Annotated in this window: 15 protein-coding genes and 1 pseudogene; 3 read left to right on the top strand and 13 right to left on the bottom strand. The window is 71.5% G+C overall.

The genetic code is table 11. From position 1 onward, the window contains the following. Positions 1-166 precede the first annotated feature (166 nt). The 3 genes from ACIBQ1_RS22870 to ACIBQ1_RS22860 all read right to left on the bottom strand — a co-directional run bounded on the left by ACIBQ1_RS22870 (position 167) and on the right by ACIBQ1_RS22860 (position 1,753). Positions 167-361, bottom strand: coding sequence for a hypothetical protein (locus tag ACIBQ1_RS22870; protein WP_090938435.1), 195 nt, complete (start codon positions 359-361; stop codon positions 167-169). Between the two features lie 190 nt (positions 362-551). After that, positions 552-839 (bottom strand): acylphosphatase, encoded by a 288-nt coding sequence (locus ACIBQ1_RS22865; RefSeq protein ID WP_355380447.1) that lies wholly within the window; start codon positions 837-839, stop codon positions 552-554. Positions 840-850: 11 nt separating this feature from the next. Then, complete coding sequence (locus tag ACIBQ1_RS22860; protein ID WP_397280291.1) at positions 851-1,753, bottom strand: LysR substrate-binding domain-containing protein; 903 nt, start codon at positions 1,751-1,753, stop codon at positions 851-853. Between the two features lie 91 nt (positions 1,754-1,844). Here ACIBQ1_RS22860 and ACIBQ1_RS22855 point away from each other — a divergent pair. Both ACIBQ1_RS22855 and ACIBQ1_RS22850 read left to right on the top strand, forming a co-directional pair. Beyond that, positions 1,845-2,393, top strand: a pseudogene (locus ACIBQ1_RS22855) (MFS transporter); the annotation flags it as partial. A 124-nt stretch (positions 2,394-2,517) separates the two neighbouring features. Beyond that, positions 2,518-3,027 (top strand): hypothetical protein, encoded by a 510-nt coding sequence (locus ACIBQ1_RS22850; RefSeq protein ID WP_397280289.1) that lies wholly within the window; start codon positions 2,518-2,520, stop codon positions 3,025-3,027. Here the strand turns inward: ACIBQ1_RS22850 and mutM are convergent. The 8 genes from mutM to ACIBQ1_RS22810 form a co-directional block, all read right to left on the bottom strand. Then, complete coding sequence (gene mutM / locus ACIBQ1_RS22845) at positions 2,975-3,820, bottom strand: bifunctional DNA-formamidopyrimidine glycosylase/DNA-(apurinic or apyrimidinic site) lyase (RefSeq protein WP_355380453.1); 846 nt, start codon at positions 3,818-3,820, stop codon at positions 2,975-2,977. The two genes, ACIBQ1_RS22850 and mutM, sit on opposite strands and share 53 nt — an antisense overlap. Positions 3,821-3,879: 59 nt before the next feature. Beyond that, complete coding sequence (gene rnc / locus ACIBQ1_RS22840) at positions 3,880-4,620, bottom strand: ribonuclease III (protein ID WP_387579035.1); 741 nt, start codon at positions 4,618-4,620, stop codon at positions 3,880-3,882. Between the two features lie 190 nt (positions 4,621-4,810). Next, entirely contained in the window at positions 4,811-4,990 is a 180-nt protein-coding gene (gene rpmF, locus ACIBQ1_RS22835) for a 50S ribosomal protein L32 (RefSeq protein WP_139632166.1), read from the bottom strand. Between the two features lies 1 nt (position 4,991). Then, on the bottom strand, positions 4,992-5,561 hold the full coding sequence (locus ACIBQ1_RS22830; protein WP_397280364.1) for a YceD family protein: 570 nt from the start codon (positions 5,559-5,561) through the stop codon (positions 4,992-4,994). Positions 5,562-5,614: 53 nt separating this feature from the next. Beyond that, positions 5,615-6,091 (bottom strand): pantetheine-phosphate adenylyltransferase, encoded by a 477-nt coding sequence (coaD, locus tag ACIBQ1_RS22825; protein WP_397280286.1) that lies wholly within the window; start codon positions 6,089-6,091, stop codon positions 5,615-5,617. A 14-nt stretch (positions 6,092-6,105) separates the two neighbouring features. Beyond that, complete coding sequence (gene rsmD, locus ACIBQ1_RS22820) at positions 6,106-6,627, bottom strand: 16S rRNA (guanine(966)-N(2))-methyltransferase RsmD (RefSeq protein WP_397280362.1); 522 nt, start codon at positions 6,625-6,627, stop codon at positions 6,106-6,108. A 376-nt stretch (positions 6,628-7,003) separates the two neighbouring features. Beyond that, positions 7,004-9,178: an ATP-dependent DNA helicase RecG gene (gene recG, locus ACIBQ1_RS22815; RefSeq protein ID WP_397280284.1), complete on the bottom strand. Its 2,175-nt coding sequence runs from the start codon at positions 9,176-9,178 to the stop codon at positions 7,004-7,006. A 51-nt stretch (positions 9,179-9,229) separates the two neighbouring features. Next, complete coding sequence (locus ACIBQ1_RS22810; protein ID WP_397280360.1) at positions 9,230-10,777, bottom strand: DAK2 domain-containing protein; 1,548 nt, start codon at positions 10,775-10,777, stop codon at positions 9,230-9,232. A gap of 282 nt (positions 10,778-11,059) precedes the next feature. On the opposite strand from ACIBQ1_RS22810, the gene rpmB reads away from it, so the two are divergent. Next, positions 11,060-11,245 carry a 50S ribosomal protein L28 gene (rpmB, locus tag ACIBQ1_RS22805; RefSeq protein ID WP_043618345.1) on the top strand — a complete coding sequence of 62 codons (186 nt, stop codon included), beginning with the start codon at positions 11,060-11,062 and terminating at the stop codon, positions 11,243-11,245. An 88-nt stretch (positions 11,246-11,333) separates the two neighbouring features. Here rpmB and thiD read toward each other — a convergent pair whose 3' ends face one another. Further along, positions 11,334-12,119, bottom strand: a complete 786-nt coding sequence (gene thiD / locus ACIBQ1_RS22800; RefSeq protein WP_397280283.1) for a bifunctional hydroxymethylpyrimidine kinase/phosphomethylpyrimidine kinase — start codon at positions 12,117-12,119, stop codon at positions 11,334-11,336. Between the two features lie 16 nt (positions 12,120-12,135). Further along, positions 12,136-13,794 carry a hypothetical protein gene (locus ACIBQ1_RS22795; RefSeq protein WP_397280282.1) on the bottom strand — a complete coding sequence of 553 codons (1,659 nt, stop codon included), beginning with the start codon at positions 13,792-13,794 and terminating at the stop codon, positions 12,136-12,138. Positions 13,795-13,942: the final 148 nt, after the last annotated feature.

Here is a 13,942-nt window from a genome sequence, read left to right as displayed (position 1 = left end):
CTTCTCCCTGATGCGGACTCCGGAAAGCCTACTGGTCCGCACTGCCCCATGCGGGGCCGTACAGTCCGGATAGACCCGACCTGGGCAAAGGAAGCTTTCCGAAGTCGCGCAAATAACAAGGGACGCCTCTCCGAGACGTCCCTGGGGTCTTGCGCTCCGATCACTCTCAGGTGAGTGCCGGCTCGCGCTCTTGCATGCGGCTTAGCGCCTCGTCGCGGGTTTGCGCCGCAAGAGCGTCATTGGTGGCCTGAAGTCGGATGAGTTCTGCCTCCAGATCCCGGATACGCTGCTGCAGGCGGCGCATCTCCGAGACCATTCGAGGGTCAGGACCGCCGACGTGGCCGAGTAGAGCCTTCGCCATGGTAAAGGGTCCTCCACGCTGAGTGACCAGACTGGTTCGCGCACTTCTATTCCGCGGGAGGGGTGCGCGTGGTACCTAACAAGAGTCGCACCGGCAGTGTGGGCGGTCAAGTCGAACGAACCGCTGAGCCCTACTGATGGGCACTCCCGACATACAACTATACCCTATTTGGGCGGTTTAACGGAAGTCGCTAGCGCTCCACAAACCCACCCAAACTACCTCGGGGTTCACTCCAACGTTCCACTACTCCATCGACCCTGCCCGGCGTGTCGCAACCTCTGAGCAGCGCCAGCAGCTTGACGCACGCCTCACGCGGGCCCTCTGCGACCACCTCCACCCGTCCGTCCTCGGTGTTGCGCGCCCATCCCTCGAGCCCAAGCTCAAGTGCGCGTGCCCGGGTCCACCAGCGGAACCCCACACCTTGGACCCTGCCCCGTACCCAGGCGGTCAGCCGTGATTTCTCACTGTTTTCCTGCATTTCCTCTCCCGTTAGGCCACGAGGGACTCCACCCCGTGCGCGTGCCCGGCGGCCGCCTCGTTGAACGCCAGAACGGCCGCGGTCTCTGCCGCCTTCAACCAGGCCAGGCCCATGATCGACGGGCTCAGGCCGGCGACGGGGACGAAGCTGACGTCGGGCCGCCGGTGGTGGGCCGCCGTGGGCGTGCAGAACAGCATGCCACCCCGGCCGAGCGCCACCTGGGTCAGGCCCTCCTGGCTGGTGGCCACCGTACCGGCCAGGGGAATCGGACGTCCGGAAGGGGTTACGGACGGTGCGATCCGCTCGCGCCAGGCGCGCGGGGCGGGGCCGTCCAGGCCGATGAGGGGGACGCCGGCCAGCTCCTCCGCGGCGATGCCCGCGCGGGCGGCCAGGGGATGGCGGGTGGAGACGCCCAGCTGGTAGGAGACCTCGTTCAGCCCCTCACCGGTGGCCAGGTCCGGCTCGCTCACCGGGAGTAGCGTGAACGCGAGATCCACCTGGCCGGCCCGCAGCTTGCCGAACGGGTCGGAGATCGGGATCTCGACCAGCTCCACCTCGCACCCCGGATACCGGCGTTCGAAGGCACGCACGCTGCCGGTGACGACCTCCGTGGGCGTGGCCAAAAAGCCGACCCTGAGCTCGCCGGTCAGCTCGCGGGCGGCCGCCTTGGCCCGGTGCACCGCGTTCGCCAGGCCGTCGTACGCGGGGCGCAGGTCGGCCAGGAAGCGCTCGCCCAGGGGCGTGAGGCGCACCCTGCGGCTGGTGCGCTCGAAGAGCCTGCCGCCGATCCTGGTCTCCAGCGAGCGCACGAGCTGGCTCACCCTGCCGGGCGAGAGATAGAGGCGCTCGGCCGTACGCGCGAAGTGCAACTCCTCGCTGAGCACCACGAAGCACTCCAGCTCCCTGAACTCCATCCTCATCACCCCGGATCGCTTAGCCTGCCTAAACCAAGCCTTCGGACTTCGTCATTGTTCCCGCCCGCGGCCGAACCCGAGGCTGGGTGACATGACCATGACTGATGTCTCCCCCGCCACCCGGGCGCGCTGGCTCGCCGTGTCGTCGGTGGCCGTGGGCACGTTCACCGTCGTGACCAGCGAGATGCTGCCCGTCGGACTGCTGACCTCGATCGCCGCCACCCTTGAGGTGTCCGACGGGACGGCCGGGCTGATGATGACGGCGCCGGGGCTGGTCGCCGCGGTGTCCGCGCCGGTGCTGGCGGTCGCCGCCCGCCGGCTCGACCGGCGGGCCGTCCTGGTCGGGCTGATGGCGCTGCTGGCGGTGGCCAACCTGGTGGGGGCCCTCGCGCCGGGCTACCCCGTCATCCTGGCCGCCCGGGTGCTGACGGGGGTGAGCATCGGCGGGTTCTGGGCGTTCGCGGCCGGTCTCGGGACGCGGCTGGTGCCGGAACGGTCCGTCGGGCGGGCCACGTCGATCATCCTGGCCGGGGTCTCGGTGGCGTCGGTGCTGGGGGTGCCCGCGGCGACGTTCGTGTCGTCGTTCGCGGGGTGGCGCAGCGCGTTCGTCGCGATGGGGGCGGTGGCGCTGGTCCTGGCCGCCGTCCTGTACGCGACCCTGCCGCCCCTGCCGGGCGAGGCCCCTGCCCGCACGCCGGGAGCCCGGCCGCACGCCGGGAGCCCGGCGCGGATGGCTCTCGGGGCCGCTCAAGACCGTCCTCGTCATGACCGTGCTCGTCGTGTCCGGCCACTTCGCGGCCTACACCTACGTCCGGCCGTTCCTGGAGCAGGTCTCGCACGCCGGCCCGGCCCTCGTCAGCACCGTCCTGCTCGTGTACGGCGCCGCGGGCGTGGCGGGCAACTTCGCCGCCGGAGCATGGGCGGCCAGGAACCCCAGGCCGGTCCTGATCGCTCTGGCCGCCCTCATCGCGCTCGCCACGGCGGCCCTGGCCTCGATCGGCCTCCCGCTGGTCGTGCTGCTGGTGTGGGGCTTCGGCTACGGGGGCGTCGGGGTCACCCTGCAGCTGTGGATCATGCGCGCGGGCGGCGGGGAGCTCGGCACGGCGCTGTTCGTCGGCGCGTTCAACGTCTCCATCGCGCTCGGCGCGTTCGCCGGCGGCCGGGTCGTGGACGGGGTCTCGACCTCCGCGGTGATGTGGCTGGGCTCCGGGCTCGCCGTGCTCACCGCGGTCGTCGCTGGCATCTGGGGCAGGAGTAGGACGAGCGGTTCATGAACGGCTCGCGCCTGATCGCGGTGCCGCAGCGGGAGCAGGGCAGGTCGCGCCGGCCGTACGCCTCCAGCGAGCGCTCGAAGTAGCCGCTCTCGCCGTTGACGTTCACGTACAGGCTGTCGAACGAGGTGCCGCCCTGCTCCAGCGCGGAGGCCATGACGGTGCGCACCGCGGCCAGCAGCTCGGCGATCTTGGGACGCGTGAGCGTCTGCGTCTGCCGGGCCCAGTGCAGCCGGGCGATCCACAGGGCCTCGTCGGCGTAGATGTTGCCGACGCCGCTGATCAGCGATTGATCGAGCAGGGCGCGCTTGATCTCCGTGTGCTTGGCCCTGAGCCTGAGGGCGAACTCCTCGTCGTCGAAGGCCGGCTCGAACGGGTCGGGGGCGATGTGGGCGATCGGCTCGGGCACGCCTTCGGCCAGGCCGGTCAGCATGACGTGGCCGAACGTGCGCTGGTCGACGAAGCGCAGATCGGGGCCGCCGTCCTCGAAGCGGACGCGTACCCGCAGGTGCTTCTCCGGCGGCGAGTCGGGGGCGACGACCAGCAGCTGGCCGCTCATCCCCAGGTGGGCCAGGAGGGCCTCCTCGGCGCCCGACAGCGGGAGCCACAGATACTTGCCGCGCCGCTCGGCGGACAGCACCGAGCGGCCCTTGAGACGCGCGGTGAACTCGTCGGCGCCGGGCTCGTGCCGCCTGATGGCGCGGGGGTGCAGCACCTCCGCCGAGGCGATCTCGCGCCCGGTGACCCACTGCGCGAGGCCGCGCCTGACGACCTCGACCTCCGGTAGCTCAGGCACCTCAGAACCTTTCCGGCAGCAACCTAAATCTCGCCCTCCGGACACATCCGGAGGGCCCTTCAGCCCGCTGGCTGGCTCTCGCGCTGCTCGCGCCGGGCCCGGATCCGGGTCCAGGCAGCCTCGGCCGCCTGCTGCTCGGCCTCCTTCTTGCTGCGCCCGGTGCCCGATCCGTACGACTCGCCGCCGACCCGCACCATGGCGGTGAACGACTTGGCGTGGTCAGGACCGCTCTCCTCGACGTGGTACTCGGGCACGCCGAGCGCCTCGGAGGCCGTCAGCTCCTGCAGGGAGGTCTTCCAGTCGAGCCCGGCGCCGAGCGAGGCCGAGCGGACGATCAGCGGGTCGAACAGCAGGTGCACCACCCGGAACGCCTCGTCGAGCCCCTTGTCGACGTAGATCGCGCCGATCAGCGCCTCAAGGGTGTCGGCCAGGATGGACGACTTGTCGCGCCCGCCGGTGCCCTCCTCGCCCCTGCCGAGCCGCAGGAACCGGCCCAGGCCCAGGTTGCGGGCCACGTCGGCCAGCGCGCGCATGTTGACCACCGCGGCGCGCAGCTTCGCCAACTGGCCCTCGGGCAGGTCGGGGTGGTTGCGGTAGAGGGTGTCGGTGACCACCAGGCCCAGCACCGAGTCGCCCAGGAACTCCAGGCGCTCGTTGGTGGGCAGGCCACCGTTCTCGTACGCGTAGGAGCGGTGGGTCAGCGCCCGCTCCAGGATGTCGGGGTCGAGACCGACCGCCAGGACCCGCTCCAGCTCGTCTCGGGCGACCTCTACTGCCACCGGCTTAGGACCTGTGCCCACGTGCTTTCCTCCTCGGACATCTTCGCGTGGTGCGCGGACTGCGGAAGATGCCCGAAAACGTGGTGGGCGTCGGGGTAACACGTAGCCCCGGCGTCCACCACGGCCGCGGGCGGACCGCCGCCGCACGCATCATCTGAGACGGTAACGCCGACCGAGGCACAATGGCACCCGGTCGGCATCACGTCAAGAATCAGGCGGACGGCTCGATGACCTGACGACGGTTGTAGGTGCCGCAGGTGGGGCACGCGATGTGCGGCTGCTTGGGCGAACGGCACTGCGGGCAGCTCACCAGGGCGACAGCAGTCGTCTTCCACTGGGAGCGACGGTGGCGGGTGTTACTCCGCGACATCTTTCGCTTCGGGACGGCCACGTCACTTCTCCTGATCGTTATCTTTGTCGGTAATCAGACCTTGCAACGACGCCCAGCGGGCATCGACCTTCTCGTGCCGGTGATCCTCGCCGGCCTCGGCCAGCTTGATCCCGCACTCCGTGCAGAGCCCTTCGCAGTCCTCGCGGCAGACGGGGCTCAACGGCAGTGCGAGCACCACCGCGTCGCGGAACGTCGGCTCGAGGTCGAACAGCTCACCGTCGAGCAGCGAGTCCTCCTCCGAGGCGTCCTCGTCGGAGTAGAAGAACAGCTCCTGCAGGTCGACCTCGATGTCCGAGGTGACCGGGTCGAGACAGCGCGCGCACTCCCCGGCGAGCGGGGCCTGCGCCGTGCCCGACACGAGCACGCCTTCCATCACTGCTTCGAGCCGGAGGTCCAGCTCGACTTCGGCGTCTTTGGGGACACCGATCATGTCGACGCCGAGATCCGCCGGTGCCGGGAGGGTCAGAGTCATCTGCCGCATCGTGCCCGGCCGCTTTCCCAGGTCATGGGTCGAGATCACCCACGGGGAGCGGGGGTCGAGGTGCTGAGTCATCCTGCTCTCGCTAGGCATGGCGACACGATCGCCGTCGTACAAGGCCGAAATGAAAGGATAGCAGGTCGCGCTCAGCCCCTGAGCCGCTCGATGAGCAGCTTGTGCACGAGATCGGGCACGAGGCCCGAGACGTCCCCACCGTACCTGGCGATCTCCTTCACCCGACTGGAGGACAGGAACGAGTATTCGGGGTTCGTCGGCATGAACAGCGTCTCGACCCCCGACAGGCGGTAGTTGAGCTGCGCCATCTGCAACTCGTAGTCGAAGTCGCTGACCACTCTGATGCCTTTGACGATGGCGGGGATGTCGTTCTGCCTGCAGAAATCCACCAGCAGCCCGTGGAATTTCCGCACCTTGACGTTCGGATAATCCTTCGTCACGGTCTGCAGGATCTCAATTCGCTCGTCGACCGTGAACAGGCTGCTTTTCTCGACGTTGATGAGGACTGCCACGGTCACCTCGTCATAGAGCCGGGCAGCCCGGCCGATGATGTCGAGGTGGCCGTTGGTGATGGGGTCGAACGACCCCGGGCAGACTACGCGGCGCAAGACGCCTCCCAGGTTTACGGGTTCCCGGCGGCGCGACCGTACCAAACGGACGCTTCGCCATAACGACGGACCCTCTCCTCCACGTAGCCTTCCGGCCACATAAGGGGCTTTCCCCTGCTTTCCCTCTCGAATGCCACCAACGCCTCATCCAGCAGCCAGCCGTTGTCGCGCAACGACTCCAGCGTCCGCTGGACCTCTTCGTCGGACACGGCGTAGGGCGGGTCGGCGAAGACGATGTCGTACGGCTCGCCGGGCGCCTTGCCGAGCACGCGCTCGACCTTGTCCGCGATCACCTGGGCGCCTTCGAGGCCCAGCGCCTGGACGTTGGCCTTGATCGTCCTGACGGCCCTGGGGTCGGACTCCACCAGGACGGCCTCCTTGGCGCCCCTGGACAGCGCCTCCAGGCCGATCGCCCCGGACCCGGCGTACAGGTCGAGCACGCGGGCGCCGGTGAGGCCGTACAGCGAGTCGAGCGTCAAGAAGATGCCTTCTCTGGCCCTGTCGCTGGTCGGTCTCGTCCCCCGCCCCGGCGGCACCGCCAACCGCCTGCCACCTGCGCTGCCTGCGATGATCCGCGTCATGTGACCCATTGTTCCGCATGTTCGCGCAGGTCAAGAGTGGACAAGTGTCTGCCTCGAGTACGCAAGGGTGATTCACATCGGTGCGGCGGGCCCGCATGATGAGTTCTGCGGCCTTCAAGGTGACCCACATGAAGGCCGACCGGCGTGATCGTGAGCCCTTCCGCACGCCGGTTCCCTCGGCACCTGACCCGAGGGTGGGCCCAGCCGGGGACGGCATTCGGGGGGAGGCCGTCCCCGCGGCTGGGTCTTTTTCTTCTCCACCCCCTGCTTCTCCACCTGACCGCCGCGGCCGTCCAGTTCCCCGACCCCCAGTCGGCCCCGGGTGGGGTGTTCAGGTTTTTTCCAGGTACTCCGCGCGCTCGTCCTCCAAGAGCCGGGCGATCTCCGCCCGCAGGCCGTCGTGCGACCTCAGGTCCGGGTCGGACGCCAGGAGGGCGGCGGCCTCGTCGCGGGCCGTGGCGATCACGTCCTCGTCCCGCAGGAGCTGCAGCAGCTTCAGCGACGACCGCTTGCCCGACTGCGCCGCCCCCAGCACGTCGCCCTCCCGCCGCTGCTCCAGGTCCACGCGCGACAACTCGAAGCCGTCCAGGGTGGCGGCCACCGCGTCGAGGCGCCCACGGGCCGGGGTGCCCTCGGCGAAGTCGGAGACCAGGAGGCACAGCCCCGGGAGGCCGCCGCGGCCGACGCGGCCGCGGAGCTGGTGGAGCTGGGAGACGCCGAAGCGGTCGGCGTCCATGATGATCATGACGGAGGAGTTGGGGACGTCGACCCCGACCTCGATGACCGTGGTGGCCACCAGGACGTCGAGCTCGCCCCGCGTGAAGGAGCGCATGATCGCGTCCTTCTCCTCCGGCGGGAGCTTGCCGTGGAGGGTGCCGACCCGAAGATCGTGGAAGGGGCCGCTCTTCAGGAGCTCGGCCACGTCGAGGACCGCCAGCGGCGGGCGGCGGTCGTCGTCACCGGCCGCCGCCAGGTCGCCCTCGTCGCCCTCCAGGTCGCCGATGCGCGGGCACACGATGTATGCCTGCCGCCCCAGCCCCACCTCCTCCCGCACCCGCTCCCAGGTGCGTTCGAGGTAGTGGGGTTTCTCGGCGGCCGGGACGACGTGCGTGGTGATCGGGGCGCGGCCGGACGGGAGCTGGGACAGCGTCGAGACCTCCAGGTCGCCGAAGACGGTCATGGCGACCGTGCGCGGGATCGGGGTGGCCGTCATGACCAGGACGTGCGGCCGGCCGCCGCCCGCCTTCTCGCGCAGGGCGTCGCGCTGCTCCACCCCGAACCGGTGCTGCTCGTCCACCACGACCAGCCCCAGGTCGGCGAACTGCACGTGCTCCTGCAGCAGCGCGTGCGTGCCCACGACGATCCCCGCCGTGCCGGAGGCGGCGTCCAGCAGGGCCGCGCGGCGGGCGGCGGCGCCCATGGAGCCGGTCAGCAGCGTCACCGCCGTGCCCCCGAACATGCCCCCCTGCGCCAGATCCCCGAGCATGCCGGTGATCGAGCGGTGGTGCTGCTGGGCCAGCACCTCGGTGGGGGCCAGCAGCGCCGCCTGGCCGCCCGCGTCGACCACCTGGAGCATCGCCCGCAGCGCCACCACCGTCTTGCCCGCGCCGACCTCGCCCTGCAGCAGCCGGTGCATCGGGTGCTCGAGCGCGAGGTCGGCGGCGATCTCCTCACCGACCTCGGCCTGCCCCTCGGTCAGCGAGAACGGCAGCCGCGCGTCGAAGTCGGTCAGCAGGCCGTCGTCGCGCCCGGGCCTGGCCTTGGCGGGCAGCGCCGTGGCGGCCCGGCGCCGCCGCAGCAGCACGGCCTGCAGCACGAACGCCTCGTCGAACTTCAGCCGCTTGCGCGCCCGCCCGACCTCGGCGAAGTCCTTCGGCCGGTGGATGGCCTCCAGCGCCTCGCCCAGAGGCTGCAGCCCGTGACGGGCCCGCAGGTCGGCGGGCAGCGGATCGTCGAGGGGGCCCAGCGTGTCGAGCACGACGCCGATCGCGCGCCTGATCGCCCACGGCGTGACGTCCTTGCCCGCGGGATAGATCGGCACCGGCGCAGCCGCGAAGTCCTCCGCGCTCGCCTCCCCCTCCTCGAACAGCTCGAACTCCGGGTGCGCGAGCTGCCAGCGCGGCTTCGAACGCGCCCCGAACAGCCCCACCTTGCCCGCGAACATGCCCCGCTGCCCCGGCTTGAGCCGCGACTCGGCCACGTGGGAGCCCTTGCCGAAGAACGACAGGTAGAGCTTGTTGCCGTTTCCGTCGACGACCTCGACCTCCAGCCAGGTGCCGCCGCGGTTGCGCATGGGCTTGCGCATCAGCCTGGTCACCTCGCCGACCACGGTGACGTGCTCGTCGACCTCCAGCGCGTCGAGCGTGGTCAGCTCGCCGCGCTCGGCGTAACGCCGGGGATAGTGGCGCAGCAGGTCGCCGACCGTCTCCAGGTCGAGCACGCTGTGCAGCAACTTGGCGGTCTTCGGGTCGAGCGCCTTCGTCAGGGGCTCGTCGAAACGGCTCACGGCATTAAGTTCTACCGCTTCCGCCCGACAAGAATCCCGTCTGACGCCAGGTCACTCCACACCGATCAGGAGCGGGTAGCCGCCCTGCTCGCCGTCGTACACGACCAGGTCCACGTCGGGCCGCGTACCCCGCAGCTGCTCCTCCAGCCGCGCGGCGAGCCCCGGCGGCGCCTCCGCGCCCGTGACCAGGGTCACCAGCTCGCCGCCGCCCGCCACCATCCGGTCCACGACCAGCGTGGCCACGCGGTCGAGCGAGCCGCCGATCACGGCGATGTCCCCGTCGATCATGCCGAGCACGTCGCCGGGGCGGCACAACCCCGCGCTCGTCATCGCCTCCCGGTCCGCCATCGTGACATGTCCGTACCGCGTGTGCCCCGCCGCGTCCGTCATCGCCACCACGTCGTCGTCGAAGCGGCGCAGCGGATCGTGCACGGCCAGCGCCGCCAGGCCCTGCACGGTCGCCTTCGTCGGCAGCACGCTGACCACGACCCCGTCCTCGCGGGCGATCTCCGCGGCCGCCGCGGCGACCGACCTGACGCCCTCGTCGTTGGGCAGGACCGCGACCTCGCCACCCGCCTGCCTGATCGCGGCCAGCATCGCGGGAAGGGTGGGGCGGGTGCCGGGCTCGCGCCGCACCACGACCGCGCCGCACTCCTCGAACAGCGCCGCGATCCCGTCCCCCGCGGCCACCGCCACCACGCCCCGGCCCGCGCTGCCGCGGTGGGTGCGCTCGGCCAGGTACGTGATCCTGATCCGGTGCGGCCGCCCGGCCCGCAGCCCGGCCTCGACGGCGGGACCGGCCTCGGCCACGTGGACGTGCACGTTCCACAACCCGCCGCCGCCGACCACGACCAGCGAGTCGCCCATGGCGTCGAGCTCCTCGCGCAGCGCGGCCACCGCGTCGTCGTCGGCGTCCAGCAGGTACATCACCTCGTACCCCGCCCCCACCTCGGCCATCGGCGCGACCCGCGAGGTCGGCGCGGGCACGTCGTAGTGGTCGCTGTAGGAGCCGGTGATCACGGAGGCCAGCGTCTCCAGCACGATCGCCGCGCCCGCGCCGCCCGCGTCCACCACGCCGCTGCGGGCCAGCACGTCCAGCTGGGACGGCGTACGGCGCAGCGCCGCACGGGCCTCACCCGCCGCCTGCCGGGCCACCTCCCGCAGATCGCCCCCGTCGACCTCCTGCACGGCCCGCGCGGCGGACTCCAGCACGCTCAGCACCGTGCCCTCCACCGGCCTGGCCACCGCCTCCCTGGCGAGCACGGCGGCCCTGAGCAGCCCGGCCCGCAGGTCGGGGCCGTCCTTCAGCACCTCGGCGAGGCCGCGTAACGCCTGGCTGACGATCACCCCCGAGTTGCCCCGGGCCCCGACGAGCGCGCCGTACGAGAGCGTCTGCCACACCACGGCCGCGTCCACGTCGTCGGGCAGCGACTCGACGGCCTCGGCCGCGGACAGCATGGTCAGGTGCAGGTTCGTGCCGGTGTCGCCGTCTGCCACGGGGAACACGTTCAGCGCGTCGATCTCCGTCCTGGCCCGGCCGAGCGCGTCGGCGGCCAGGCGGGCCCAGCGGCGCACCGCGGGCGGGTCGAGGATCTTCATCTGCACCCTCCGACTCTGTATCCCCCCAACCAACCGACCCCGACCTGTATCCCCGACCAACCGACCCCGACCGACCTCCCGGCTCCCGGCTCCCGAGGGGGCCCGAATGCGCTACGGTTGTCGAAGGAGAATATCGCCGCCGGGCCTTTGGTCCAGTGCTCCAGTTCGCGCCCATCGGTGTGGATCGGATATTCTCGTCTGGCTGGCCGGTTGTCCCGGCATGCCCTCCGCCCGGAAAGCATCCGCGGACAGGGCTACATCGACTGTTTTAAGGAGCGAACCGTGGCTTCCGTCTGCGATGTCTGCCGCAAGGGCCCGACCTTCGGCAACAACGTGTCCCACTCCCACCGCCGTACCCGTCGTCGTTGGAACCCCAACATCCAGACGGTGCGCGCGGTCGTCGGCGGCACGCCGAAGAAGCTGAACGTGTGCACCTCGTGCATCAAGGCGGGCAAGGTCACCCGCTAGTCCCACACTTTCGCGCAAGCCCGTCGCTCCCGAGGGAGCCGCGGGCTTGCGCGTTTTCGTCCCCTGATCCCGGATCAGGGAGCGGGCGTCAGCGCCAGCGCCAGGCGTGGTCCACCGGGCCGATGCCGCTGCCCAGGGGGAAGCCACGGGCTATCGCGCCCGTCACGTACTCCTTCGCCTTCCCCACCGCCTCCGGCACGTCGTCGCCCAGCGCGAGCCGCGAGGCGATGGCCGAGGCCAGCGTGCAGCCCGTGCCGTGGGTGTGGCGGTTGTCGAGGCGCTCGGCGGCGAAACGATATTCGTCCGTGCCGTTCGTGAGCAGGTCGACGGGCGCGCCCGGCAGATGGCCGCCCTTGATCAGCGCCCAGGTGGGCCCGAGCTCCAGAACGGCCTCGGCCGCCGCCCGCAGCCCGTCCTCGTCCTCCACCTTGACGGAGGTGAGCTGCTCCACCTCCCACAGGTTGGGCGTCACCACGGTGGCCACGGGCAGCAGCCGCGTCCGCAGCGTGTCGACGGCCTCGGGCGCGAGCAGGGGGTCACCGTGCTTCGAGACCCCCACGGGATCCACGATCACCGGCGCGGCGTACGAGCCGAGCGCGTCCGCCACGACCTCGACCAGCGCGGGCGAGGCCAGCATGCCGGTCTTCACCGCCTGGGCGCCGATGTCGCCCAGGACCGAGTCGAGCTGCGCGCGCACGGCCTCGGGCGGCAGCTCCCAGTAGCCCTGGACGCCCAGGGAGTTCTGGGCCGTCACCGCCGCGATGACGCTCATGCCGTGGACGCCCATGGCCAGCATGGTCTTCAGGTCGGCCTGAATGCCCGCGCCGCCCCCGGAGTCGGAGCCGGCGACGGTCAGGACGCGTGGAGGGGTCATAGCCCCATCCAACCACTCAGGTGACGGCGCAATCCCCGCTGACCAGCCCGCAGTTCGCGGCCTTCGCACCCTTGCCCGTGGCGGTGAACGAGACGTTCACCGCGTCACCGGCCGACAGCGACGCCGACAGGTCGAGGATCAGCAGGTCGCCGTCCTGCGTCCACTGGGCGCCGGTCACGGTCATGACCTCGCCCTCGACGGGGACGGAGACCGTCGGGTTCTCCAGCGTCTCCTGGGAGGCGTTCGAGAGCGTCATGTCGGCCTGGTAGCTGAGCACGCGCTGCTTGATGGTCTGCTTGATGTTCATCGCGCCGCCCTGTCCGGACCCGAGGGTTCCCGTGCCGGTCGGGAGCGGGGTGCTGCCGCCGCTGGTCGGCGCACCGCCGGTGTCGGAGTCGTCCAGCGTCGAGGGCTCCTCCTCCGGGGTCGGCGTCTCGGAGGCGAGCTCCTCGACGGGCGGCGTCGGCTCCTTCGTCGGCTTCGCCGACGTCTTCACCTTGGTCTTGGTGGGCGTCGGCGTCGCGGACGCGGTACGTCGCGGCGTACGGGCGCTGTAGGAGGCCGTCGGCGACGGGGTCGAGGACGTCGTCGGCTCGTCCGCCGACTCCTCCTCGGACGGCTCCTCCTCCGGCGTGGTCTCCTCCTCGGTCGGCTGGGAGGCCGCCGGGCCTGGCTGGTTGGTCGACGCCTGGACGGCGGCGCAGGTCGCGCCCGAGCACTTGTCGGGCTCACCCGAGCTCATGAACTTGACGCCCGCCACGGTGCCGCCGAGCACGACGGCGACCGCCGCGACCGACAACAGCGCGACCCGGCCCTTGCCTGCGCCCGACGGAGCCGGGGCGAGCATGTCGTCGCGACCGCCACCGCCGCGTCCGCCCTTCCGGCGCCCGCGGCGGCCCTTGGGCTCGTCCGGCCCGTCGAGGCCGGGGTCGGCGGCCCAGTCGGAGGCGAGGAACCCGGTCTCGGCGTTCGCCCAGGCGGGCGCCTGCGCGACGACTGTGGGCTCGCCGGCCACCTTGACGTCCCCGGGCTCGGGCGGAACGGACGGCACGGGCGGTCTGCCGGTGCCGTCGAACGGCCCGGGCCCGTCTCCGGCAGGCGGTCCGCCGAAGGCGCCACCCGGCACGTCGGGGCCGTCGAAGAAGGCCGTGCGCTCCATGGGCCCGTCAAAGGGCCCAGGCGTCTCGAAGGGGCCTCGCCCGGCGGCCGGGCCCGGACCCGGACCTCCGGGGCCGAGCGGCCCGTCAGGGCCGCCGAAGAAAGCCGTGCGCTCGGCGGGACCCGGCGCGTCGAAAGGGCCCCGCCCGGGGGGCGGGCCCGGGTTGCCGGGGCCGCCGAACCCGTCGGAGGGCCCAGGACCACCGAAGACCGCCGTCCGGTCAGCGGGCCCGTCGAAGGGGCCAGGACGATCGGCGGGCCCGTCGAAGGGGCCGGGACGATCGGCGTCAAAAGGGCGGTCGCCCGCCGGGCCCCACTCCGCCGGCCGGGCGAAGGCGCCCGTCGTCTCGAACGGCCCGGCCTCCTCCCCCGGACCCGGCTGCGGGAAGCCACGCGCGGGGTCGTTGGCCGGGGGGAAGCCGGCGGCGGGGTCGTTGGGCAGCGCGAAGGCACCGGTGGTCTCGAACGGCTCGGACTGCGGCCCGCGCGGAAGCGGTCCGTCAGTGCGCCGCGGCATGGGAGCCCACTGGCCTGTCACCTCGGGTTCGTCCGGCAGCGAAGGCCAGCCCGGCGGCTCGGCCTGCTCGTCAGGACCCCAGAATGCGCTGTTGTTCCCCCGTTCATCCCCGTCGTCGGATCCACCTGTGCCGTGGCGGCCCATGGCT

The sequence above is a fragment of the Nonomuraea sp. NPDC050153 genome, from assembly GCF_044460125.1.
Lineage (GTDB): Bacteria > Actinomycetota > Actinomycetes > Streptosporangiales > Streptosporangiaceae > Nonomuraea.
The sequence above is the reverse complement of the archived record's forward strand: the minus strand, read 5'-3'. Positions and strand labels throughout refer to the sequence as shown.

What these genes read in the sequence shown, in the direction of transcription:
- ACIBQ1_RS22865 (WP_355380447.1), bottom strand. Translation starts at nt 839, where the DNA reads ATGCAGGAAAACAGTGAGAAATCACGGCTGACCGCCTGGGTACGGGGC.
- ACIBQ1_RS22860 (WP_397280291.1), bottom strand. Translation starts at nt 1,753, where the DNA reads ATGGAGTTCAGGGAGCTGGAGTGCTTCGTGGTGCTCAGCGAGGAGTTG.
- ACIBQ1_RS22870 (WP_090938435.1), bottom strand. Translation starts at nt 361, where the DNA reads ATGGCGAAGGCTCTACTCGGCCACGTCGGCGGTCCTGACCCTCGAATG.
- ACIBQ1_RS22795 (WP_397280282.1), bottom strand. Translation starts at nt 13,794, where the DNA reads ATGCCGCGGCGCACTGACGGACCGCTTCCGCGCGGGCCGCAGTCCGAG.
- ACIBQ1_RS22830 (WP_397280364.1), bottom strand. Translation starts at nt 5,561, where the DNA reads ATGCCTAGCGAGAGCAGGATGACTCAGCACCTCGACCCCCGCTCCCCG.
- ACIBQ1_RS22810 (WP_397280360.1), bottom strand. Translation starts at nt 10,777, where the DNA reads ATGAAGATCCTCGACCCGCCCGCGGTGCGCCGCTGGGCCCGCCTGGCC.
- ACIBQ1_RS22850 (WP_397280289.1), top strand. Translation starts at nt 2,518, where the DNA reads ATGACCGTGCTCGTCGTGTCCGGCCACTTCGCGGCCTACACCTACGTC.
- thiD (WP_397280283.1), bottom strand. Translation starts at nt 12,119, where the DNA reads ATGACCCCTCCACGCGTCCTGACCGTCGCCGGCTCCGACTCCGGGGGC.